We start from the raw sequence: 22,061 nt of genomic DNA on the forward strand, positions 1-22,061 counted from the left end.
CCCGCGCATGCGGTGACGCAGTGGCGGCAGGCGCATCCGCAGGTGTCGGTCGTGGCGCACTACGGTCCGACCGAGGCGACGGTGGGGTGCACGGACTACCGGGTGCCGGGCGATGCGGTGCTTGCCGCGGGAGCGGTCCCGATCGGCCGTCCGATGTGGAACACCCAGGTGTACGTCCTCGATGCCGCGCTGTCGCCGGTGCCTGCGGGCGTGGCCGGCGAGTTGTATGTGGCGGGCGCCCAGCTGGCCCGGGGTTACCTCGGCCGTGCGGGCCTGACCGCGGAGCGGTTCGTCGCGGACCCCTTCGCCACGGTGGCCGGTTCGCGGATGTACCGGACCGGTGACGTGGTGCGGTGGACCGTGGACGGGGTTCTGGAGTTCGTCGGACGCGCCGATGCCCAGGTGAAGGTGCGGGGATTCCGTATCGAGCCCGGCGAGATCGAGGCCGTTCTCGCCGGTCACGAGCAGGTCGCCCAGGCGGCCGTCGTCGTACGGGAGGACCAGCCGGGCGACAAGCGCCTCACCGCCTACGTCGTGGCTGCGACCACGGACTTCGACGCTGCTGTCCTGCGCGGGCACGCGGCGGAACGGCTGCCGGACTACATGGTACACCTCGGACGCGTCGGGGCGGGCACCGCGCACGCCGCGGGAGGAGGTCCTGTGCGGGCTGTTCGCCGAGATCCTCGGCATCGAGTCCGTGTCGATCGACGACGGCTTCTTCGACCTCGGCGGGCACTCGCTGCTGGCGACCCGCCTCGTGAGCCGCATCCGAACCGCGCTCGGGGTCGAGGTCGGCATCCGGTCCCTGTTCGAGAGCCCGACCGTCGCCGGGCTCGCCGAGCGACTCGATGAGGGCGATTTCGCGGACCCGTTCGAAGACCTCTTCCCCCTGCGCCGGCAGGGCTCGGAGAGCCCCCTCTTCTGCGTGCACCCCGTGGCAGGTCTGAGCTGGTGCTATTCCGGCCTGCTCAAAGAGCTGCCGGCAGATCTGCCGATCTACGGCCTGCAGTCCCGCGGGGTGGGCGGCGGGGAACCCGCCGCCACGGTCGAGGAGATGACCGCCGAGTACGTGCAGATCATCCGCTCCGTCCAGCCTGCAGGACCGTACCGCCTTCTGGGATGGTCCTTCGGAGGGCTCGTCGCGCACGCAGTGGCCGAAGAGCTCCAGAGGCAGCAGCAGGAGGTCGGTCTCCTCGCGGTCGTCGACGCCTATCCGCCGTCGTCGCAGGCGTCCGACGTGGAGGACGACCGGCAGAGCCTGATCAGAGCCCTCGCCGAGGCCGCCGGTCTCCCCCTCCCCGACGACGCTGCCGTGGACGACGACGCCGAGGGGGTTTCCAACCTGCTCGAAGCCTACGCGGCGGACCAGATGGGCGCGGTGGCACAGAGCCTCGACGTCGACGTCGAACGGGCAGCGGGCCTGATCGACGTGATCGAGAACAACCGCAGGCTCGCCCGGTCCCTGACCCCGGGGGTAGTGGAAGGAAACCTGCTGTTCTTCCGTGCGGGCGTCAACAACCCGATGCCGATGACCGGTCGTGAGGCGTGGACTCCGCATGTCACAAGCGGAGTTGACGAACACGTGATTGAATGTGATCACGTCGGCATGATGCAGCCCGAGCCGCTCCAGCACATCGGTCGTGTACTCCGGGACCGGCTGAAGCCCGGAAGGCCGGCCGGCAGCCCCTGACCTGCCGCAGGGGACGGGGACGCGGCCGCTCGTGCCGCGCCCCGCCCCCCGTACGGCCTTCCCGGCCGGGCGCGACCGCGTCCGAGTCCGGCGCCCCCCTTGCCGCTGCCGTACGCATGCAGGCGCACACCTGACACCGGGAGCGCTTTTGTCCTTTCTTCTCCTCTCACATGCTTTCCCGTCACGCAAGAGAACTGGAGTTTCCATGACGTCTTCCCAGGCCAACACAGTTGTCGACGACTTCGAACTGGACTATGTGGAGATGTACGTCCGCGACATGGACGAGCAGGTCGTTCTGTGGCGTGACTCCTACGGGTTCGTGGAGGCCGCAGTCGGTGGTTCCCCGGAGCAAGGCTTCCGGGCCACGGTGATGAGCCAGGGCGCGATGAGGCTCGTCCTGACGGAGGCGACGGCGGAACGGCACCCCGCCTCCGACTACGTACTCGCCCACGGTGACGGCATCGCCAACATCGCTCTGCGCACGGGGGATGTGCGCAGCGCGTTCCGCCAGGCCGTCGACAACGGTGCACAGGTGCTGGCCGAGCCCGTGGAGCACGCGGGGGACGACGTCGCGGTCAGTGCGACCGTCTCCGGATTCGGCGATGTCGTACACACCCTGGTGCAGCGGCGTTCGGGCCAGGAGGCCGGACTGCCCGCCGGGTTCCGTCCGTTCCCCGGCTCCGCGGCGCCGACGGAACCCGTGGCGGACGGCCTGCGCCTCCTGGAGATCGACCACTTCGCCGTGTGCGCGAACGTCGGCGAGCTGGACGCGATCGTGGAGCTGTACGAGAGGTCGTTCGGCTTCGACGAGATCTTCACGGAACGGATCGTCGTCGGCTCCCAGGCGATGCTGTCCAAGGTGGTGCAGAGCAAGTCGGGCGAGGTGACCTTCACGATCCTCCAGCCCGACCCCGCGGCGGACCCCGGGCAGATCGACGAGTTCCTCAAGAACCACGTCGGGTCCGGTGTGCAGCACGTCGCCTTCGCCGCGGACGACGTGGTGCGCTCCGTCGGGGCGCTCGCCGGCCGCGGAGTGGAGTTCCTGACCACCCCGGACGCCTACTACAGCCTCCTCAAGCAGCGCATCTCCCTGAGCAAGCACTCCCTGGAGAGCCTGCACGAGCTGAACGTCCTCGTCGACGAGGACCACGCCGGACAGCTGTTCCAGATATTCGCGCGCTCCACCCACCCGAGGCGCACCCTCTTCTTCGAGGTGATCGAGCGGTGCGGTGCGCAGACGTTCGGCAGCTCCAACATCAAGGCCCTGTACGAGGCGGTGGAAATGGAGCGCCTCGCCCATCAGAACGACTCCCTGTGAGCCGCACGGTGCCGGCCGGCGAGGCGTGGGAAGTCGACCGGGACGTGCACTGCCTGGAAGACATGGAACAGGCGGCGCGGGAGGCCATGCCGGCAGACGTGTGGGACTTCGTCGCCGGCGGCAGTGGCGACGAGGTCACGCTGGCCGCCAACCGTGCGGCCCTGCGGCGGATCGCCCTCGTGCCGCGCATCCTCCGGGACGTGGCGCGGTGCGACCCGCAGTCGTCGCTGTTCGGCGTGCGGAACGCCATGCCGGTGGCCGTGGCTCCCATCGCCTACCACAAGCTCGTCCACCCGGAAGGCGAGCTGGCGAGTGCGCGGGCGGCCAAGGTGGCGGGAGTGCCCTTCACCGCCAGCACCCTGAGCAGCTGCACGATCGAGGCGATCACCGGAGTCGGCGGTACCGTCTGGTTCCAGTTGTACTGGCTGCGCGACCGGAAGAAGACCTTCGAGCTGGTCGAGCGCGCGGAGGCCGCGGGGTGCGCGGCGCTGATGCCGACCGTCGACGTGCCGTGGATGGGGCGTCGACTACGGGACGTCCGCAACCGGTTCACCCTGCCCCCCGGGGTGGAAGCCGCCAACCTGGCGTGGGGATCGGGCTCCGAGGCCCATCGGGCGCCGACGTCCGGATCCGCGCTGGCCACCCACACCGGATCAGCCCTCACCCCCTCCCTGACCTGGGAGGACATCGAGGAACTGCGGCGCCGTACGAGCCTGCCGATCATTCTCAAAGGGGTGCTCGCCGCTGAGGATGCGAGACGCGCCGTCGACGCCGGCGCGGACGGCATCGTCGTGTCCAATCACGGCGGCCGGCAGCTGGACGGAGCGGTACCCGGCGTCGACGTCCTCGCGGAGATCGCCGCGGAGGTCGGCGGTGACTGCCGGGTGCTGCTGGACGGCGGAATCCGCAGCGGAACCGATGTACTGCGTGCTCTCGCGCTGGGCGCCGACGGCGTTCTCGTGGGGCGCCCGGTGCTGTGGGGGCTCGCTGCGGCGGGAGAGCGGGGCGTCGGCCGCGTCTTGGGCCTGCTGGCGGAGGAACTGCGGGACGCCCTCGGCCTCGCGGGATGCGACGGAGTGCAGGCCGCCCGCGAGATCCGGACCGTGACCAGGGCCGGCTAGCCCGAACGCCCTGGCGGACAGGTGACGGCGGCAGGCACGTGCCACCCGCGTGCCTGCCGCCGGGCGACCCGGCGCCCACGGCGGCCGGGACGACGGAGCACGGGACCGATGGGCCGGCGGACGACATTCCGGTGCTGACCCTCAGAAAGGAAATGCGGAAATGGAGAAAAGGGTGAGCCGCCACTACACGGTGTTCTGTCCGGTGTGCGGACAGCACGGCGAGGACGACGGCGTGACGCTGTCGTGCGGCCGCGATCACGGGCCGGCGCTGCTCCGGTCGGACTACACGGTGAAGGAATTCGCGCCACAGCCCGATACCGAGGGGCTGTTCCGCTACCGGGACTGGCTCCCGGTGGCGAGGACGTTCCCGACCGCGGCCCGCACGGCCGTGTTCCAGAGTGAGGAACTCTCCGCCCAGCTCGGCCTGCCGAACCTCTGGATCGCCTTCAACGGGTACTGGCCGGAGCGCGGGGCGTTCCTCGAAACGGCGACGTTCAAGGAGCTGGAGGCGTACGCGGTCCTGGGGCGGCTGCCGTCCGATCCGCCGGTGCTCGTCGTGGCCTCCGCCGGCAACACCGCCGCGGCCTTCGCCTCGATCTGCTCACGCCACCGGCGCCCGTGCCTCCTGATCGTGCCCCGACGCGGCCTCGACAGGATGAGGTTCCGGGCACCGTTGGACCCGACGGTGAGGCTCGTGGTGCTGGACGGAGCCGACTACTCCGACGCGATAGCCCTCGCGGAGTCCGTGGCCTCGCTCCCCGGCTTCCAAGCCGAGGGCGGAGTGCGCAACATCGGCCGGCGCGACGGACTCGCGACGGTCCTGTACGCGGGCGTCGAAGCCATGGGCAGGATGCCCGGCGTCTACGTCCAGGCCGTCGGCAGCGGAGCCGGCGCCATCGCCGTCCACGAGGCGGCGGCCAGACTCATCGGCACGGGCCGCTACGGTACGGACCTGCCGCGGCTCCTGCTCTGTCAGAACGCGTCGTTCGCGCCGCTCGCCGATTCCTGGAAGTCCGGGACGCGACAGCTCGCCCCGTGCCGCGCCGACGATGCGCGGGCCGCGACGAGGACCGTCTTCGCGGACGAGCTGACCAACCGCTTCCCCCCGTACGCCGTCCGCTGCGGCGTCTACGACGTGCTCACCGAGAGCTCCGGCGACGTGCTGACCGTCGAGCAGGACGCGGCGGAGTACGAGAGGGACATCTTCGGGAAGGCCGAGTCCGTCGACATCGAGCCGGCCTCCGCGGTGGCACTCGCCGGGCTCCGCAAGGCGGTCCTCGACGGCCGCGTACCCGAGGAGGAGCACGTCCTCCTCAACATCACCGGCGGGGGCCGGGCACGGCTCGCACAGGACCACCCCCTGTACGACGCGGAGCCGGCTCTGGTGGCCGATCTGCAGGACGGCAGGGCGGAAGACCTCGTGGCGCGGATCGCCGGGCTGTTCCCCGACCGCACTCGCTAGACGGAACGCACGGACGCGAGGCATCGTGCGGACGCGCGCGGCCCCGCCGTCAGCCCTCGCCGAACTCCGCCTCCTGAGGGGCCCCGGCGTTGCGCACCGACAGCCGCCACCCGGAACCCTCCTCGCTCAGCACGTGCCAACGGCAGTTCGACAAGCCGGCCAGGGACATCCAGTCCGTCGGATCCATGCCGAGGACACGGCCGGCGATCGCCCGAATGGTGCCGCCGTGGCTCACGACGACCAGCGTCCCACGGTCCGGGAGCCGCTCGGCATGGCGCGCCACGACGGCGGTCGCCCGCTCGGCCACCTCCGTGTCCAACTCGCCTCCCCCGCGACGCACGGGCTCACCCCTTCTCCAGGCCTCGAACTCCTCGCCGTACCTGGCCACGATCTCGTCGTGGGTGAGCCCCTGCCACAGGCCGGTGTACGCCTCGCGGAGCCCCTCCTCGGGGGTGGCCGCCTGCCGGGTCAGGGCGGACAGGCGGCGCGCGGTGGCGGCGGCCCGCTGCAGATCGGAGGTGATGACGGCATCGGGAGCGAAGGCCGCCAGCACCCGCGCGGCGCGCCGCGCCTGCGCCACGCCCTCCGCGTTCAGTCCGATGTCGGTGGTCCCCTGGAAACGCTGTTCCCGGTTCCAGGGGGTCTGGCCGTGACGCCACAGGACGATCCTGCGGCCCCGCGAGCTTGCGGCAACCATGATTCCTCGAAATCCCTTGGTACGTGGGGGCTCTGCTGCGAGGGCCGGTGACGGCGCGGCAACCCGTCGACGCGGACGGCCCCCCGGACAGGGGGGCCGTCCGCGCGTGGGCGGACGCGTCAGCCCCGGACCGAAACCGCCTTCCCGACCGAAGCCCCGGAGAAGCGGCCGACCTTGTCGAGCACGTCGGCGTCGTACAGCCGCAGGGCCTGCTGGAGCGCGAACTCGGCCATGTAGGCACGGAACTGGTCGACCGGCTCCTCGGCCAGGTTGAGCATGCGCCGGTTCGCGAGGACGGCCGTGCCGCGAAGCCGCTCCGCGCCTTCGGCCACGGCCGCGTCCAGCGCGGCCGGCTCGTGCACCTCGTCGACCAGCAGCCGGGCCGCCGGCTCGCTCGCGTGCACGCGCCGTCCCTCCAGGATGACCTGCCGGGCCAGCCGGGGCCCGACCGAACGCGTCAGCCGGAAGTTCGCCACACCCGGGATGATGCCCTCCTGCGCCGCGGGCAGGCTCACATAGGCGTCCGACGAGGCGATGACGTGGTCGAAGAGCAGGAGCAACTGGGCGCCGCCGCCAATGGCGAAACCGTCCACGACGGCGACCCACGGCTTGTCGACGGTGGGCCTCCGCCAGTCCGGCGCCCCTTCCGGCCGCACACCCCGGATCAGCTTGTGCAGGTAGCCCAGCTCGCGGCGCAGGAGGAAGTCCACGAGCGAGATGCCGCCGCCGTGCAGCGCCTTGAGATTGATGCCGGCGCTGAAGACCCGCCGACCGCGGTGGCGGGGATGCGACATGACGCCGCCCCGCAGCACACCGACCTCGGTGGCCGGGTCCAGCAGGACCAGGTCGACCGCCGTGTCCATGTCGTCGACCTGCTGGTCGTCCTCCGCGTTCAGGGAGTCCTCGCGACACATCGTCAGATGGGTGACCGCACCACGGCGTTCCACCGTCACGGACGGCAACCGGACCGTTCCGGTGCGGGTGAACTCCGGCAGCAGCGCGAGGGCGGCAGGAGTGGGCCGCAGCATCGCGTCGAGCAGGTGCGTCCCCGCGGTCGGGGAGCGCAGCACACGGCTGAAGAAGATCCCCTGGTCGACCTCGTGGCCCTCTTTGTGCGCCTGGGCCCGGGCGCGTTCGGCGGTCAGCTGCTCCGCGGTCGGCACGAGTCCGGGAAAGCGCACCGCGGCCTCCCCGACCAGCTCGGCGACGCGCAGGTGACGGGACCGGTGGTCCGTGAGCTCGTCGTACACCGCCTCCGCGTGTGCGTCCATGAACGCCGCACGCAAGGCCCTGGCGGCGTCGACCGCCGCGGCGGCCTCGGCACGCTGCTCCGGCGACCGGTCCGCCGGCTCGCCGAGGCCGGCGAGCCGGGCCGAGGTGGCCGCGGCCGCGCGCGCCAGCGCGAGCCGGGCCGAGTCCAGATCGGCGGGGAGGGCGGTAGGGGCGGGAGCGGCCGCGGCTCCGGCAGCCGTGCCGGCCACGACGCGGTCGACGCTCACGCGGCCGCCCCGGGGACGGCCGACTGCAGCAAAGCCCGGTCGCACGCGGCGAGATGGGCGCCGAGTGCCTCTTCGAAGCTGGTCGTCGCGGCGTCGAAGAGCAGCTGGCGTCGGATGGCCAGCTCGGATCCCCGCACGGATGCGGCCGACGCGACGGCCTGCGCCAGTACCGCCTCGACGTCGTCTGCCAGGACGTCGACCAACTGGAGGGCCACGGCCTCCTGCGCACTGATCGCGGTGCCGAAGAGGACGGCACGGCGGACCGCTGCGGCACCGGGATGGGACCTGCCGAGCCGGTACAGCGTCATGCCCGGCCAGGTCGTTCCGTTCTCGACCGGCATCACCAGGCTGGCGGCGCCGTCGGCGATGCGGCGGTCCGCGCACAGAAGGAGGTCGAGGGCGAGACCACCGCACGGCCCTTGGACCGTCGCGATGGTCGCCGCCGGCAGGCGTTCGAGCCGGCGCAGCGCCCGCTCCCACTTGCTGACCAGGGAGACCGTCACCCCGTCGGCCTGCGGCACCGCGGGGACGCCCGAGAGCCGGAGAATCAGGTGGCCGGCGGTGTGTCCGTCCTCCGCGCCGTCACAGGCCGCGTTGACGGCGGCGACGGCAGCGGGGGACAGCGGCAAGCGGCCGTCGACGGCAAGGGTCGCGGTGGCGGCGTCGTAGGCCGCGGAGGTCGTGCCTGTTTCGGTCATGGTTTCCTTCACCTGCTCCTCATTCACCATTGAACGAGCGCCGTTTCGATGGTGGAGCCCGGCCCCATCGTCATCAGGACGCCGTACTCGCCGGGTGCGGCCGCGTTTTCCCCGAGCAGTCGCTCGTAGGAGAACAGGAACGAGCCGCTGGAGAGATTGCCGTAGTCGCGCAGGACTCCGGTCGTGTGCCGCACGTCGTGGCGCGTGAGACCCAGGTTGATCCGTACCGCGTCGATGACCTTCTTGCCGCCGGAGTGCACCAGCCAGTGGCCGATGTCGGAGCGGCGCAGGCCGGCCGGGGCCAGCAGACGGTCGACGACCCGCTCCGCGTGCGCGCCCACGACGTAGGGCACCTGCGGGTCCAGGTAGAAGCTGAACTTGCCCTGCTCGTCACTCCAGTCGTACCGCATGGCGTCGATCGCGTCGGTGATGAGGTGGCTGGAGAAGCCCAGGATCCGCGGACCGTGGAACCCGCGGTGCGCGCCGACGGGCGGCGGGGGCTGCGGCGGATCGGCGACCAGGGCGACGGCGGCGGCACCGTCCCCGAAGAGGCTGTTGACGACGGCGGTCCGCATCGTGTCGTCGATGACGTAGGCGGCGGAACAGGCCTCCACGCACAGCATGACGGCCACTCGGCCCGGATGCGCCGTGGCCCAGCCGGCCGTCGCCTGAAGGGCGTTGAGGCCCGCATTGCAGCCCATGCCCACGACGTCCACCCGACTCGTCTGCGGGCGCAGCCCCAGGGAGCGGATCAGCAGGGCGCTCAGGCCGGGAGTCAGGAAGCCCGTGGTGGTCGTCACGCACAGGTAGTCGATGGCGAGCGGGTCGATCCCCGTGTCGGCCAGGCACTTGCGGATCGCCGAGGCCCCCATGTCGAGGGCGAGCCTCTTGTGCTTGTCGAGGAGTTCGCCCTGGGCCTCGGAGCGGAGCGCGCCGTGCCGGTCGCGCGGAGGCAGGGAGAGGAAGCGTCTTTCGATGGCGCTGTTGAGGAAGACGGACCGGACCTTGGGGTCCGATATCTCGAACAGGTCGAGGATTTCCCGCTGGGTGTACGACGTTCCCGAGACGGCCGTCGCGACGCCCGCGATCCGCGGGGCGGTCAGTGCCGGGCCGGGGGAGGACATCGAGGGTTCGAGGAGTTCGGCGTACCGGGGGTTCATCGCGGTGGTCATCGGAAGGTCCACCCCCACATACGCGGCTTGCTGCGTATCAGTGTCTGTGTGTTCAACAACGTGTCGGTTTCCTTGTGGGCTGTGACGGGTCGTGGGCAGCGGTCTCATCCCTGATGAAACGTGCCAGACGCCCGACCCCGTCGGTGATCTCCGACTGGGTCAGGTAGCTGATGGACAGACGGATGGTGTTGGCTCCGCCGCCCTGGGGGTAGAAGTAGGACATGGGCGTCCAGATGACGCCGAACTCCTCCGCGGAACGCTCCAGCGCGGCGTTGTCCGCGCGGAACGGGACGTCCACGGTCAGGAAGAACCCGCCGGTGGGCCGGTTCCAGCGCACGCCCAGTGCCGTGCGCTCCTCCTCGGGGAAGGCCTCGTCCAGTTCCCGCAGGATGGCTCGCATCGCGTCGCCGTAGTAGCGGGAGGTCTCGACGTTGATGTCGGCGGTGCGGCCGTCGGCCGCCAGCAGCATCCCGCCCACGGCCGCCTGGCCGAGTGCGGACGTGTTCACCGACACCATGCTCTTGATCTTGGTGATCTCGTCCACGAGCAGACCGGTGGTGCCGTCCCGGTCGACGACGACCTGGTCCGCGACGGCGAACCCCACCCGTGCGCCCGGGAAGAGCGTCTTGGAGTACGAGCCGAGGTGGACGACGCGGCGGTCACGGTCGAGGGACTTGAGCGTGGGGACCTGGCGGCCGGGGCTGACCATCCGGTACGGGCTGTCCTCCAGCAGGAGGAAGTCCTCTCGGGAGGCCAGTTCGAGCAGCCTCCTGCGCGCTTCCGCGGAGAGGGTGACACCGGACGGATTCGAATGGTCGGGGACCACGTAGAGCGCCCGCGGGCGCCGTCCCCGGGCCCGCTCGGCCCGGATCGCGGCCTCCACGTCGTCGCAGTGCAGGCCGTCGGCCCGCTCCTCCACGGGAGTGAGGGCGATGTCGAGCAGCCGTGCGGCGCCCGTGATGCCCACGTAGCAGGGGCTCGCCACCAGGAGCACGTCCTCGCGGCTCGCCATGAGAGCGCGCAGTGTCAGGAGCATGGCTTCCTGACAGCCGACGGTGACGACGATGGCCTCGGGCGGAACGTCGATGTCCTCGTCCTTGCGGAGAGAGTCGGCGATCAGTTCCCGGATCTGGCCGTGGGTCGGTCCGTACTGGAACACCGCATCGCGTATCTCGTTGGGCGTGTACCCGGTCTCCGCCAGGTGGTCCAGGTAGCGGCGGATGTGCCCGAAGATCATTTCCGTGTCGAAGAATCCGTCGTACGGGCGGCCGGGGGCGAAGGAGACCGCCTCCGGGTAGCGGTGCGTGATCCCGTTGAGGAAGTTCATCGTGTCGAGAACCGGATCGGAGACGCTGGCGTGCAGCTCCTCCTTTAACAGATGGTTGGCTGCCACGCAGGGCACCTCCCGCAGGCAGGCATGGATCTGCCGCCCGCCTGTGATCTCGTAGGAACAAGATTTTTTGGCAGGCTACCAGCGGGTCACCCGGCGGCATAGAGCCAGCTGATCATGATGGGGCGTCGACTGTGCCGATCGCGTCCTACCGGTCGCTCCTCGGGACGGATCCCGCGAGACGCCCTCAACTCCTGTTTTCGGGGTCGTACTTGAGGCCATCGCACGCTGTGGAGCACACTTCGTGCGGGCTTGCGGCCGTGAACCGCTCGGATGGAGCACGCCGAGATCAGCCCAGGAGAGGCGGTATCCCACGCGGAGATCAACGCCGGAGCCGAGCACCCGGTCACCCGGGTGAGGCAGGTGACGGAAGACGGAGCTGTGCCGGTCGTCGGAGGGCCTGGTGAAGGCGGAGGCAGTCCGTCGCCGCACCGGAGTCGCGATGGCGGGCTCGCTCGCCGAGGCGTTCTTCGCTCATGCGGCGGTGCTGGGCGAGGGAACGACGGATGGCGCACTGCTCGAGGGCTGTTCCGCGAGGCCCGGGTTGCGTGGTCGGTGCTAGATGCGCCGGCGACGGCCCACCCGAGGTGTGACGGCCGCGGCCACGACCGCGGCCTTTGCGACGGGGGCCTCGCGTCCGGGTGTGACGGCCGCGGCGACCACCGCGGTCTTCGCAACCGGCGCGCCGATGACACCGACCCTTCCCACCCGTGCAGGTCGCAGTGGCATGGTCATTCTCCTACGGTCTCGTTTGCTACGTCGGCCTCGATCGAGGCGATGATCGCCTGGATCGGAATGCGGCCGTTGGCGATCAGCCGGCCGCCCGAGTGCCGCACCGCTGATGCGAAGGGTGCCGCCCACAGGTTCTCCCAGATGAGCACCCCGGCTGTGCTTCCCGGCTCCATGGCGGCCGCAAGGTGCTCGACGTCCTCTTCGGCCAGGAGTTCTCCGAGCTCGGCCTCGATGATCTCCAGTTCCCCGAGACCGTCCAGATCGGAGAGCTCTGACGCCTCGACGGATCCATCCGCGTCCTTCGTGAGAATCAGGACGTCGATCACGCGAATAGTGCCGGATTTAACCAATTCTGCAAGCGCTGTCGCCATTTTCCCCGTGAAATTGCTCGCTCCTGCCGGGAATTCGACAACGAGATAATCGACGGGGCCCAGTTCGTCGAGGGATGCCTCAGTCATCATCAGTCCCCTTCCTCAGCCCGAACTGAGTGGTCTCGGCTTGACATATCGGGACCTTCTCAGCCTATCCCCGACCCTTGCGGAGCGGCGCGCCGAGACGCGCGTCCCGGGACCGGAGGGGCGGACGGGTGAAATGCCGCGCGGCGTCGCCGCCGTACCGGACTCCAGCGGGGGATGGTTGTCCCCCGGCAGGGATGGCGAGGCGGCAGGAGGTACGGGTGATCGCGACCGCAGGGGTGAGAAGGGCTGCCCCCTGGGACAGTCCGGAGATCGGGGCGCCGCTCCGCCACGGGCCGGCGGACACCCCCGCCCGGCAGGTCCGGGAGGGCGACGGCAGTGGTTCTTGACCTTCTGCTGATCGGGCTGGCGATCGCCCTGGACCCGATCCCCGTGACCGCGTTCATCCTCCTGCTGTCCGCCGACCGCGGCGTACGCAAGGGATTGGTCTTCCTCCTCGCCTGGCTCGCCTGCCTGGTCGTCGTCCTGGCCCTGGTGGTGTTCGCTACCGGCGGCACCCCTCCTCCGGCGAAGAGCGCCCCGTCGACCGCGGCCCTCGCGGGCAAGCTCGTCATCGGCGTCGGGCTGGTCGTCTACGGGGAGCACAAACGCCGCTCGCTGCGGCGCCCGCGCACCCAGCCCCGCAAGCCCCCCGCGTGGGCCGCCCGGCTGAACGAGGTCTCGTACTGGACCGCCGCCGGGCTGGCCGTCCTCGTCCAGCCGTGGGGCCTGGTCGCGGCCGGCTGCGCCACCGCCGTCGACGCCGACATGTCCGAGGCCACCACGGTCCTCACCCTGTTCGGGTTCTGCCTGCTGGCCTCCGCCGGACTGCTCGGCATGGAGCTCTACGCGACCTTCGCCCCGCAGGCCGCACGGGACAGGCTCGGCCGGCTGCGGTCCTGGATGGAGGACCACCAGGACCAGACGATCGTCTCCCTCTCGCTGCTCATCGGCCTGTGGCTGGTGGGCAAGAGCATCTACCAGCTCACCGCCTGAGGTGCTCCCCGTTCACTGACGGGCCATGTGCATGCGCATCTCGCTGTCCGCGTCGGTGATGAGTTCGCCCGACAGGTCGATGGTCACGGTGTGGAGTCCGCCGGTGAACCGGAACGGTGATGGGTAGTCGGGGGTCACCGGCTGGCCGGGGTTGGCGCCGCAGGTCATCCCGCCCGGGTTGAACATGACGGGGGTGGTCACCGGGAACTCGGCCACCGCCACCAGCTGCCGGTCGACGTAGAGCTCGGCACGCCCGGGTGCTCCCTTGCCCGCGGCGAGATCGGGTTTGCCCGTCGGTTCGAACTCGAAGCGCAGTTCGTGCCGGCCGGCGGGTACCGGATCCGTCGAGGACACCGAGTAGAGGGCCCGTGAGACGTAGTTGTGCACGTACGTCAGCTTGCCGTCCTTGATGTAGAAGCTCCAGCCGCCGGCCATCGAACCCTGGCTCATCAGTACGCCTTCGGCGCCGTCGGCGGGGATCTCCACATCGGCGGTGATGCTGTGCGGACGGTTGAGCACCCGGGGGGCGACGGAGGGCGGCAGCGACTGGGTGCCGGGCCGGAACGTGTAGCTGGTCCGCGCCTTGCTGATCTGCGGACGTTCTGTCGCCATCCGCGCCAGCGCGCTGCCGTCGATCGGCAGGACTCCGTACTTTCCGGCCTCCACGTACCACAGGGAGATCAGCTCGATGGTCTTGGCGTGATGATCGGAGGAGACGTCATGGGTCTCCGCGAAGTCCTCGTCGATGTGGTACAGCTCCCAGGACCCGGCGTCCAGTTCGGACAGCTTCTCCGAGCTGATGGGCGTCCCGAACGGCTGCAGCGCCTCCGTGAAGGAGGGGCCCGGCCAGGGACATACGGCGCGCCAGCCGTCGTGGTCGATGGCCCGGTGCCCGAGCATCTCGAAGTACTGGGTGCGGTGGAGGCTCGGCGCGGCGGGGTTGTCGAAGGTGTGGGCGAAGCTGACGCCGTGCAGGGGGGACTGGGTGACGCCCTTGATGGTGTCCGGCGGCTCGATCCCCAGGATGTCGAGGACGGTGGGGACCATGTCCACGAGGTGTGCGTACTGGGTGCGCACCTCGCCCCGTGCCTTGATGCCGGCAGGCCAGTGAACGAGGAACGGGTCGCTGGCACCGCCGCGGTAGGTCTCCCGCTTCCAGCGCCGGAACGGCGTGTTGCCCGCCCAGGTCCAGCCCCAGGGGTAGTGGTTGAACGTGGTCGGACCGCCGAGCTCGTCGATCGCCTTCAGGCTCTCCTCGAGCGGTTCGGGAGCATTGTTGAAGAACTGCGCCTCGTTGGCCGTCCCGGTGACACCGCCCTCGGCGCTCGCACCGTTGTCGGAGACGACCATGATCAGCGTGTTGTCCAGTTCGCCGATCTCCTGGAGGAAGTCCAGCAGCCGCCCGATCTCGTGGTCGGTGTGGGACAGGAACCCGGCGAAGACCTCCATCATGCGCGCGGCGAGCCGGCGGGCGTCGGGGGACAGGGACTCCCATGCGGGGACGTCCGGGTCATGGCGCGAGAGAACGGCATCGGCGGGTACGACACCGAGCCGCTTCTGGTTGGCGAACGTCACCTCGCGGTAGGCGTCCCAGCCGTCGTCGAACTGCCCGCGGTAGCGGTCGGCCCACTCCCGCGGCACGTGGTGCGGCGCATGGGTGGCCCCGGGGCAGAAGTGCAGGAAGAACGGCTTGTCGGGGGCGACCTGCTTGGCGTCGGAGATGAAGAGCTTGGCCTTGTCCGTCAGGTCCGGGGTGAAGTGGTAGCCCTGTTCCGGCGAGGCGGGGGGCTCGACCTGGTGGTTGTCGTACACGAGCTCCGGATACCACTGGTTGGTGTCGCCGCCGAGGAAACCGTAGAACCGCTCGAAGCCGCGGCCCAGCGGCCAGCGGTTGTAGGGTCCGGCGGGTGACTCCTGGGCCGAGGGCATCAGGTGCCACTTGCCGAGCATGTACGTGTTGTAGCCGTGCTCCAGCAGCATCTCGGACAGGAACCCGTTCTCGAACGGGATGTTGCCGTTGTAGCCCGGGTAGCCGGTGGCCAGCTCCGTGATCGCCGCCATGGCGTTGGCATGGTGATTGCGGCCGGTGATGATGCACGAGCGCGACGGTGAGCACAGTGCCGTCGTGTGCATGTTGTTGTACAGCAGTCCGCCTGCGGCCAGACCGTCGAGACGGGGCGTCTGCATCGGACTCCCGTAGCAGCCCAGCTGTCCGTAGCCCGTGTCGTCGAGCACGATCGTCAGCACGTTGGGCGACCCCGGCACCGCCCCCGGCGGTTCGGGCCACGCCGGGCTGGACACGTCCGTGGTCCGCCCGATCACTCCGGAGAAGGCGCTCCCCGGCTTGTATTCGTTCACTGGCATCGTGCTTGTCCTCCCTTCCTGCCGACCCGCGGGACGGTTCGGCAGACGGGCCGATGTGCGCGGCGCGGCGGCGCCGCGAGCCGTTGACGGCGCGGGTTCCGGAACGACTCGGGGACAGCCGACAGGGCGTGTCGAACCCGGAAGCCCGGAAGCCCGGAAGCAGAAACCCGGCGAACCTTTTTTCGGGGTTCAGAAGTCAGAATTCAGTGGCGCGGAACCGCGCGAGGATGTGCTTATCCGAGCCTGCGGCCGACGTGAAGGTCCGGTTGCTGGCCTGCCATGCGTGCAGCACGATGAATATGGTAGTTCCGTCGGAGGGCGGCTGCCACCGGGCCTTCCGAATATTCAAAGGAAGAGAACATGACTACGCCTGCTATCGAGCCCGGCCTCAAGGGTACTCTGCCACCGGAGGAGTACACGACGAAGACCATGCCTCACTGGGGTGAGACCTATAACGGGGCAATGGCCGGCTACAAGGGCATGGACTATGTTTCGGTGGCCTTCGCGACCGACGCCGCAAAGGCGGCCGCGCTGATCCCGAAAGAGCTGGAACTCATAAAGATTACCGCTTTGCCCGACCAGGCATCGGCGAACCTGGTATTCGCCAAGTACCGGGAATGTGACCTCGGCCCGTACATGGAAGTGATCATCTCCATCTCGGTCCTCCACCAGGGCCGCCCCTACGGGTACGTCCCCGCCATCTACGTGGACAACGACGCGGCGCTGCTCGCCGGGCGCGAACTGGGCGGCTACCCCAAGAAGATGGCCCGGATCACGATGCGGAACTACGGAAATCTCTTCCTGAGCCAGATGTCTCGCGGCTCGATCCAGACGAAGACCGTGGATCCCAATTTCAACGATCTGGCCTCCTCCGGCGTCACCAGGGGCGACAAGCTGTTCTCGGTACCCCTTCCGGCCGATCGCACGGACGAACTGCCCTATCCCTACAACCTGTTGCTGCCGCTGCCCCCCGCGACGGGAGAACCTCAGGACTACGTGCTGCCGACGGTGGCGCTGAAGCGCTTCCCGGGCGTCGGGCCGGGACCGAACGGCCACGCAGGAGCCGAGGTGCTCCAGCTCGTGGGCACCCCCTGGCACATCACTCAGGCGGACGTCTACGCCGGCGAGGCAGCCAGCATGGAGATCTACCCGTCCGAAGAGGACCCGATCGGCCGGCTCCTGCCGTGCAATGCCGTACTGGGCGCGTTCGTCCTGCAAGGCTCCATGTACACGAAATCCGACGAGTGGGTGGTCCTTGAAGACCTCAAGAAGAACAATGCTGCATGAATGGTGAGACCAGAGGGAGGACGCGCCTCATGGGCCGCCGCTGGTACCCGCTCACCGAAATCGGTGACGAATTCCTCGTATCTGCGCCCTTCCGCTACGAACACTCCGTGGAGACCACGGCGCCGGCCGAACGGATGTGGGAAATCCTCACCGGAGATCAGCTGGTCCACTGGGTGTGGGCATTCACCGGTCTCACATGGAACTCACCCCGCCCATTCGGCGTCGGCACGGTACGCGATGTCACCTTGCTGAAATTCTTCACCGTAAGGGAACGCTTCTTCCGCTGGGACGAAGATCATCGGTACACCTTCAGCGTGTACGAGGCATCCCGTCCCGGTCTGCGCCACGCGGCGGAGGACTGGACCATCGAGCCCACGCCCGCCGGCTCACGCCTGACCTGGACGATGGCGATCCAGCCGGCCCCCCTGGCCGCCCCGCTGCTCTGGGCCGGCGGTCCGGTCATCAGGCTGGTCCAGCGCCGCGCCCTGAGCGCCGTACGCACGCACGTCCGCGGCGCCCTGTGAGCGGCGACATAGCCAGAAACCGGACCACCCACGTACGATCTGCGAAATTCACCCCCCTTTCACCCCCCTTTCACCCCGCTTTGGTGCGATGCAAGGGGCGGGGGAGCCCGTGCCGACGAAGAGGCCGTCGACGGGAACCGCCCCAGACCGCGGAGGGCTCGAATGCTGCGCCCGGCATCCCTGACGGACATCCGCGTGTGCGCGGTGGCCAACGCCCTCAGCCCGTACGAGTGGCGAAGGCTCACCCCCGAAATGGTCAGCCGGCGCGCGCTCGCCGCGGTGGACGACCCCGGGGCGACGGACCCGATACCGGTGCCCCGCCATGACGAGCGGATCGATCTGCTCGTCGAGTTCCTCACGAGCTGCCGGTGGCGTTCCCTCACCGCCGACGCGGTGAGCCGCCGGCTGGTGGCGGTCCTGGACACGTGGCGCCACGAAAGCCAATGGCTCGAGATCGAACTGCGCTGGCTGTCGGGCGGGGACGGCTGAGACACGGCGTTCCGGGGGAGGTGTCCGGAAGTGCGCGCCCCCCGGCTGGATGTTGCAATGGCTGTGGCGGGCCGTCCGTCGCCGTGTGTCGTGGCGTGCACCCCCGGACCGGGGGCTGCGGGCACGGCCCAGACTCCAATCCGCTCGTCAGGAGTGGCCATGAGCGTAGACATCGAAGACATGGGTCCCGTCGACTACCTGATCGTCGAGTTCCGGGGCAACCGCATGACGGGCGAGGGCCTGCCCCTGCTCGTCGACCTCGTCGACCGCGGCCTCATCCGCATCCTGGACCTGAAGTTCGTCCGGAAGGACAGCGACGGCTCGGTCGTCGCGGTCGAACTCACGGATTTCGGCGACGAGCCCGAACTGACCGTCTTCGAAGGCGCGTCGTCCGGACTGCTGGACCAGGGCGACTTCGACGATGCGGGGGCGGCGCTGGAGCCCGGCAATTCCGCCGCGATCCTCGTCTACGAGAACGTGTGGGCCGCCCCCTTCGCCCGGGCCCTGCGCCGCGGCGGCGCCCAGTTGGTGGCGAGCGGCCGCATCCCCGTCCAGGCCCTGCTGGCCTCGCTCGAGGCGGGCGAGGAAGCGGCTTGAGGACCCGGGCCGCGCCATCCGGTCGGTCCGGTCCACCCGTACACCCCTGGGAGATGAACGCACATGCCTGGACTCCTTCGTGGCGTCGCCCGTACGGCCGTGGTGGCCGGAACCGCCACCGCGGTGTCGAACCGCGTCTCGCGGCGGCAGGCGGGCCGATGGGCGCAGCAGAGCGAACCGCAAGAGGCGTATCAGCAGCAGCCCCCGCCCGCCCCGGAGCCGGCGCCCGCCGCGGCTCCCGGCGACGACATGAGCACCAAGATCGAGCAGCTCAAGCAGCTGGGCGACCTGAAGGCCCAAGGTCTGCTGACCGACGAGGAGTTCGCGGCCGAGAAGGCCAAGCTCCTCGGCTGACACGGACGTCCGGAACCGAGACGGGACACACCCCATGACGGCGTCCGCTCCACGCCCGGCAGGGCCTGCCGCAGCGACACAGCCCGAAGAGGCGGACCGGCTGCGCGAACTTCTGCGCAGTCCCGGCTACTTCAAGGCGCTCGTGTTCTGCGCCCTCATCGGCATTCCGGTGTCGCTGGTCGCGTTCTGGTTCCTGGTCGCACTCCACGAACTGGAGCACCTGATGTGGTCCGGCTTGCCGGAGGCGCTCGGGTGGAACGGCCCGCCCTGGTGGTGGCCGCTGCCCCTGCTGCTCGTGGCCGGCACGACCGTCGGGCTCGTGATCACCCGCCTGCCGGGCACGGGCGGCCACGTCCCCGCCTCGGGACTCCATACGGGCGGCATCTCGCCCGGAGCCCTGCCGGGCGTGATCCTCGCCGCCCTGCTCAGCCTCCCCCTGGGCGCCACGCTCGGACCGGAGGCCCCGTTGATCGCCCTCGGCGGCGGTTTGGCCCTGCTCTTCAGGGATCTGGCACGGGTCCCGGCGACCCCCCAGGGCACGGCGCTCCTGGGCGCGGCGGGAGCGGCGGCAGCCGTCGCCGTGATCTTCGGGAGCCCGTTGGTCGCGGCCGTGATCCTCATCGAGGTGGCCGGGGTGGGCGGGCCACAGCTGTTCGCGGTCATGCTGCCCGCGCTGCTGTCGAGCGGAGTGGGCGCGCTCGTGTTCACCGGCATCGGCCGCTGGACCGGTTTCGATGCGCCCACCCTCTCCGTGAAGGTGGGCGTACCCGTTCCGCAGCTCGACATCGGGGACGTGCTGTGGGCGGTGCTGATGGCCGTGGCCATCGGTGTCCTCGTCCATCTGATCATGCAAGGCGGGCGGCTGACCGCGCGGTTCGTCGCGCAGCACACCGTCGCCCGTACCACCCTGTGTGCCCTGGCTGCCGGAGTCTGCTCCGCCGTGTACGCGCTCACCACGGGCCGGTCGCCCGCGAACGTGGCGTCCTCCGGCCAGCAGACGCTGAGCGAGCTGGCGGCCAATCCGCACCTCTGGGGGGTCGGGGCCCTGATCGCGGTGGTGCTCTGCACGAGCGTCGCCTACGCCCTGTGCCTGGGCAGCCTGCGCGGCGGCCCCGTGTTTCCGTCGCTGTTCCTGGGCGCCGCGTTGGGCGTGCTGCTCGCGCCGCTGCCGGGCCTGGGGGTCGTACCGGCCATGGCCGCGGGCATGGCGGCCGCGACGACCAGCGCCCTGCGGCTGCCGGTCAGCAGCATCGTGCTCGTCGTCCTGGTGCTCGGCAGTGTCGCCATGACCCCCGTGGTGATCCTGGCGGCCGTCGTGGCCTTCGTGACGACCCAGTTGCTGCCGCGCGGTTCCGCGGGGGCGCCCGCGGCCGCACCGGCGCAAGCGCCGACCGCCGGATCCCCCGCCCCCGGCGGGTCGGGCGGGTCCGGCTCCGTCTGAGCGTTCCCCTGTACCTGCGCCGTACCTCCGTCGCACGGTCGCCGAAGTGCGCCGCCGCCTGCCTGCGCCGAGAGTGGAAGTACCCGGCCGGCGGCCGGACGGGTCCGTCCGTACCTCGCGAAGGAGGCCGTATGGCGCGTCACCACGTGAGGGAGCCCATGCGAGCACCGCCGAGCGGAGCCCCGACCGGCGAGGTGCGCCCGGATCCGTCCGGTCAGGCCGAGCCGCGAGCCCGCGGGGCGAGAACGCCCGCCTCCGTGGTGCTCGTGACGGGCGTGGCGGGATCGGGGAAGTCCACGGTGGGCCTGCTGCTGGCCGACCGGCTCGGCTGGGTCTACCAGGACGCGGACGATTTCCACACACCGGAGAACCGGGCCAGGATGGCGGCCGGCGAGGCCCTGTCCGACGAGGACAGACGCCCGTGGCTGGTCGCGGTCGCGGCCTGGATCGACCGCCGGATCGCGGCACGGGAACCCGCCGTCATCGCCTGCTCCGCCCTCAAGCGCGCCTATCGGGACCAACTGGCCGCAGGACGGCCCGAAGTACGCCTGGTGCACCTGCACGGTTCGCGGGAACTCATCCGGTCCCGGCTGCTGTCCCGGCACGGCCACTTCTTCCCCGGGCGGCTGCTGGACAGCCAGTTCGCCGACCTCCAGGAGCCGGAGCCCGACGAGCACGCCTGCGTCGTGGACATCGACCAGCCCCCGGAAGCCGTGGTCACAGCCGTCGTCGCACTGCTCGGCACCGGCACCGGCACCGCCACTGACACCCCTTCGGATCCTTCACCCCACGGCGCGCCACCATCCGCTGCCGTCGCGCCGACCGAGGAGCCGCACATGCCCCCCACGGCATCAGGAGAACAGTGGCGGCTGCGCCACGGCGCGCACGAGGCGGTGGTGGTCGAGCTCGGCGGTGCGCTGCGCCACTACGAGGTGGCCGGGCGGCCGCTCCTCGACGGATTCGCCGCCGGCGAACCGATCACCGGCGGCCGAGGGCAGCTCCTCGTGCCCTGGCCGAACCGGGTGGCCGGCGGGCGCTACGCGTTCGGTGCCGAGGACCTGCAACTCCCGCTGACCGAACCGGAGAACGACAACGCGATCCACGGCCTCCTGAGGTGGGTCCCGTGGCGGCTGCTCGCCCGCGGCGAGGATGCGGTCACGGTGGGCACCACCCTCTTCCCGCAGCCCGGATATCCGTACCGGCTGGAGGTCCGTGCCGAGTACCGGCTGGGCCCCGAGGGGCTGGAGACCACCGTCACCACCACCAACCCGGGAGACACCGCCGCGCCCTACGGCGTGGGCCAGCACCCCTATCTGACCGTGGGCACCGACCTGGTGGACACCGCGCTGCTGACCGTGCCGGCCCGCCTGCGGCTCCTCACCGACGAACACGGCCTGCCGACCGGGGAGGAGCCGGTCGAGGGCACGGCGTACGACTTCCGCACCGCCCGGCCCATCGGCGAGGAGCGGCTGGACACCGCGTACACGGGGCTCGACCGGGACCCCGCCGGCCAGTGCGCGGTACGGCTCGCGCACCCTTCGGGGCAACACGGCATCGACGTACGGCTCGTCGAGGGCGTCCGGTACGTGCAGGTGTACACCGGGGACACGCTGCCGGAGCCCGGGCGGCGCCGGCGCGGCGTCGCCATCGAGCCGATGTCCTGCCCGGCCGACGCCTTCCGCAGCGGCACGGCGCTCACCGTCCTGCAACCGGGTGACAGCCACGTCTTCCGGTGGGTCCTGGCCCCGTGGGGATCCTGGTGAGCCCGGACACCG

General features: G+C 70.3%; 18 protein-coding genes and 1 pseudogene. 12 read left to right on the forward strand and 7 right to left on the reverse strand.

All coding sequences use genetic code 11. The annotated features are described in order from the left end of the window. The 4 genes and pseudogenes from ADK52_RS44950 to ADK52_RS08085 form a co-directional block, all read left to right on the forward strand. Positions 1 to 1,690: pseudogene (locus tag ADK52_RS44950) on the forward strand (thioesterase domain-containing protein); the annotation flags it as partial. Between the two features lie 205 nt (positions 1,691 to 1,895). Beyond that, positions 1,896 to 3,008, forward strand: a complete 1,113-nt coding sequence (hppD, locus tag ADK52_RS08075; RefSeq protein WP_053689077.1) for a 4-hydroxyphenylpyruvate dioxygenase — start codon at positions 1,896 to 1,898, stop codon at positions 3,006 to 3,008. Further along, positions 3,005 to 4,129, forward strand: a complete 1,125-nt coding sequence (locus ADK52_RS08080) for an alpha-hydroxy acid oxidase (protein WP_420714819.1) — start codon at positions 3,005 to 3,007, stop codon at positions 4,127 to 4,129. The genes hppD and ADK52_RS08080 overlap by 4 nt, the downstream gene beginning before the upstream one ends. Before the next feature lie 160 nt (positions 4,130 to 4,289). Next, positions 4,290 to 5,591: a cysteate synthase gene (locus ADK52_RS08085; protein ID WP_063783792.1), complete on the forward strand. Its 1,302-nt coding sequence runs from the start codon at positions 4,290 to 4,292 to the stop codon at positions 5,589 to 5,591. A gap of 49 nt (positions 5,592 to 5,640) precedes the next feature. Here the strand turns inward: ADK52_RS08085 and ADK52_RS08090 are convergent, their stop codons facing one another. The 6 genes from ADK52_RS08090 to ADK52_RS08115 all read right to left on the reverse strand — a co-directional run bounded on the left by ADK52_RS08090 (position 5,641) and on the right by ADK52_RS08115 (position 12,240). Continuing rightward, the gene (locus ADK52_RS08090; protein WP_053689078.1) at positions 5,641 to 6,288 is read right to left on the reverse strand and encodes a histidine phosphatase family protein; all 648 of its coding nucleotides are present in this window, start codon (positions 6,286 to 6,288) and stop codon (positions 5,641 to 5,643) included. A 119-nt stretch (positions 6,289 to 6,407) separates the two neighbouring features. After that, positions 6,408 to 7,787 (reverse strand): (3,5-dihydroxyphenyl)acetyl-CoA 1,2-dioxygenase DpgC, encoded by a 1,380-nt coding sequence (gene dpgC / locus ADK52_RS08095; protein ID WP_420714820.1) that lies wholly within the window; start codon positions 7,785 to 7,787, stop codon positions 6,408 to 6,410. Beyond that, the gene (gene dpgB / locus ADK52_RS08100) at positions 7,784 to 8,485 is read right to left on the reverse strand and encodes an enoyl-CoA-hydratase DpgB (RefSeq protein ID WP_053689155.1); all 702 of its coding nucleotides are present in this window, start codon (positions 8,483 to 8,485) and stop codon (positions 7,784 to 7,786) included. Before dpgB ends, dpgC begins: the two co-directional genes overlap by 4 nt. Before the next feature lie 23 nt (positions 8,486 to 8,508). Next, the gene (dpgA, locus tag ADK52_RS08105; RefSeq protein ID WP_053689079.1) at positions 8,509 to 9,657 is read right to left on the reverse strand and encodes a 3,5-dihydroxyphenylacetyl-CoA synthase DpgA; all 1,149 of its coding nucleotides are present in this window, start codon (positions 9,655 to 9,657) and stop codon (positions 8,509 to 8,511) included. A gap of 52 nt (positions 9,658 to 9,709) precedes the next feature. After that, on the reverse strand, positions 9,710 to 11,050 hold the full coding sequence (locus ADK52_RS08110) for a PLP-dependent aminotransferase family protein (RefSeq protein ID WP_234343533.1): 1,341 nt from the start codon (positions 11,048 to 11,050) through the stop codon (positions 9,710 to 9,712). Positions 11,051 to 11,778: 728 nt separating this feature from the next. Beyond that, positions 11,779 to 12,240 carry a DUF6325 family protein gene (locus ADK52_RS08115; RefSeq protein WP_234343539.1) on the reverse strand — a complete coding sequence of 154 codons (462 nt, stop codon included), beginning with the start codon at positions 12,238 to 12,240 and terminating at the stop codon, positions 11,779 to 11,781. A 333-nt stretch (positions 12,241 to 12,573) separates the two neighbouring features. Here ADK52_RS08115 and ADK52_RS08120 point away from each other — a divergent pair, with 333 nt between their 5' ends. Continuing rightward, positions 12,574 to 13,230, forward strand: a complete 657-nt coding sequence (locus ADK52_RS08120) for a GAP family protein (RefSeq protein ID WP_053689081.1) — start codon at positions 12,574 to 12,576, stop codon at positions 13,228 to 13,230. Positions 13,231 to 13,242: 12 nt separating this feature from the next. Here the strand turns inward: ADK52_RS08120 and ADK52_RS08125 are convergent, their stop codons facing one another. Then, positions 13,243 to 15,594 (reverse strand): arylsulfatase, encoded by a 2,352-nt coding sequence (locus tag ADK52_RS08125; protein WP_053689082.1) that lies wholly within the window; start codon positions 15,592 to 15,594, stop codon positions 13,243 to 13,245. A gap of 360 nt (positions 15,595 to 15,954) precedes the next feature. Here ADK52_RS08125 and ADK52_RS08130 point away from each other — a divergent pair, with 360 nt between their 5' ends. The 7 genes from ADK52_RS08130 (at position 15,955) to ADK52_RS39685 (ending at position 22,049) form a co-directional block, all read left to right on the forward strand. Then, the gene (locus ADK52_RS08130; protein ID WP_078988097.1) at positions 15,955 to 16,881 is read left to right on the forward strand and encodes an acetoacetate decarboxylase family protein; all 927 of its coding nucleotides are present in this window, start codon (positions 15,955 to 15,957) and stop codon (positions 16,879 to 16,881) included. A 29-nt stretch (positions 16,882 to 16,910) separates the two neighbouring features. Beyond that, on the forward strand, positions 16,911 to 17,405 hold the full coding sequence (locus ADK52_RS08135; RefSeq protein WP_053689084.1) for an SRPBCC family protein: 495 nt from the start codon (positions 16,911 to 16,913) through the stop codon (positions 17,403 to 17,405). 162 nt (positions 17,406 to 17,567) lie between these two features. Continuing rightward, complete coding sequence (locus ADK52_RS08140; protein ID WP_053689085.1) at positions 17,568 to 17,894, forward strand: hypothetical protein; 327 nt, start codon at positions 17,568 to 17,570, stop codon at positions 17,892 to 17,894. Between the two features lie 159 nt (positions 17,895 to 18,053). Next, on the forward strand, positions 18,054 to 18,491 hold the full coding sequence (locus ADK52_RS08145; protein WP_182508492.1) for a DUF6325 family protein: 438 nt from the start codon (positions 18,054 to 18,056) through the stop codon (positions 18,489 to 18,491). Between the two features lie 63 nt (positions 18,492 to 18,554). Continuing rightward, complete coding sequence (locus tag ADK52_RS08150; protein ID WP_053689086.1) at positions 18,555 to 18,845, forward strand: SHOCT domain-containing protein; 291 nt, start codon at positions 18,555 to 18,557, stop codon at positions 18,843 to 18,845. Positions 18,846 to 18,879: 34 nt separating this feature from the next. Beyond that, positions 18,880 to 20,286 (forward strand): chloride channel protein, encoded by a 1,407-nt coding sequence (locus ADK52_RS08155; RefSeq protein WP_053689087.1) that lies wholly within the window; start codon positions 18,880 to 18,882, stop codon positions 20,284 to 20,286. 158 nt (positions 20,287 to 20,444) lie between these two features. After that, on the forward strand, positions 20,445 to 22,049 hold the full coding sequence (locus ADK52_RS39685; protein ID WP_159045875.1) for a gluconokinase, GntK/IdnK-type: 1,605 nt from the start codon (positions 20,445 to 20,447) through the stop codon (positions 22,047 to 22,049). The last annotated feature ends 12 nt before the right edge of the window (positions 22,050 to 22,061 follow it).

The organism is Streptomyces sp. WM6372 (assembly GCF_001279655.1).
Taxonomy (GTDB): domain Bacteria; phylum Actinomycetota; class Actinomycetes; order Streptomycetales; family Streptomycetaceae; genus Streptomyces.

Bases quoted from the DNA above. Each gene is read 5' to 3' on its own strand.
- hppD (WP_053689077.1), top strand. From the start codon at position 1,896: ATGACGTCTTCCCAGGCCAACACAGTTGTCGACGACTTCGAACTGGAC.
- ADK52_RS08085 (WP_063783792.1), top strand. From the start codon at position 4,290: ATGGAGAAAAGGGTGAGCCGCCACTACACGGTGTTCTGTCCGGTGTGC.
- ADK52_RS08090 (WP_053689078.1), bottom strand. From the start codon at position 6,288: ATGGTTGCCGCAAGCTCGCGGGGCCGCAGGATCGTCCTGTGGCGTCAC.
- dpgB (WP_053689155.1), bottom strand. From the start codon at position 8,485: ATGACCGAAACAGGCACGACCTCCGCGGCCTACGACGCCGCCACCGCG.
- dpgA (WP_053689079.1), bottom strand. From the start codon at position 9,657: ATGACCACCGCGATGAACCCCCGGTACGCCGAACTCCTCGAACCCTCG.
- ADK52_RS08115 (WP_234343539.1), bottom strand. From the start codon at position 12,240: ATGATGACTGAGGCATCCCTCGACGAACTGGGCCCCGTCGATTATCTC.
- ADK52_RS08125 (WP_053689082.1), bottom strand. From the start codon at position 15,594: ATGCCAGTGAACGAATACAAGCCGGGGAGCGCCTTCTCCGGAGTGATC.
- ADK52_RS08130 (WP_078988097.1), top strand. From the start codon at position 15,955: ATGACTACGCCTGCTATCGAGCCCGGCCTCAAGGGTACTCTGCCACCG.
- ADK52_RS08135 (WP_053689084.1), top strand. From the start codon at position 16,911: ATGGGCCGCCGCTGGTACCCGCTCACCGAAATCGGTGACGAATTCCTC.
- ADK52_RS08140 (WP_053689085.1), top strand. From the start codon at position 17,568: ATGCTGCGCCCGGCATCCCTGACGGACATCCGCGTGTGCGCGGTGGCC.
- ADK52_RS08145 (WP_182508492.1), top strand. From the start codon at position 18,054: ATGAGCGTAGACATCGAAGACATGGGTCCCGTCGACTACCTGATCGTC.
- ADK52_RS08150 (WP_053689086.1), top strand. From the start codon at position 18,555: ATGCCTGGACTCCTTCGTGGCGTCGCCCGTACGGCCGTGGTGGCCGGA.
- ADK52_RS08155 (WP_053689087.1), top strand. From the start codon at position 18,880: ATGACGGCGTCCGCTCCACGCCCGGCAGGGCCTGCCGCAGCGACACAG.
- ADK52_RS39685 (WP_159045875.1), top strand. From the start codon at position 20,445: ATGCGAGCACCGCCGAGCGGAGCCCCGACCGGCGAGGTGCGCCCGGAT.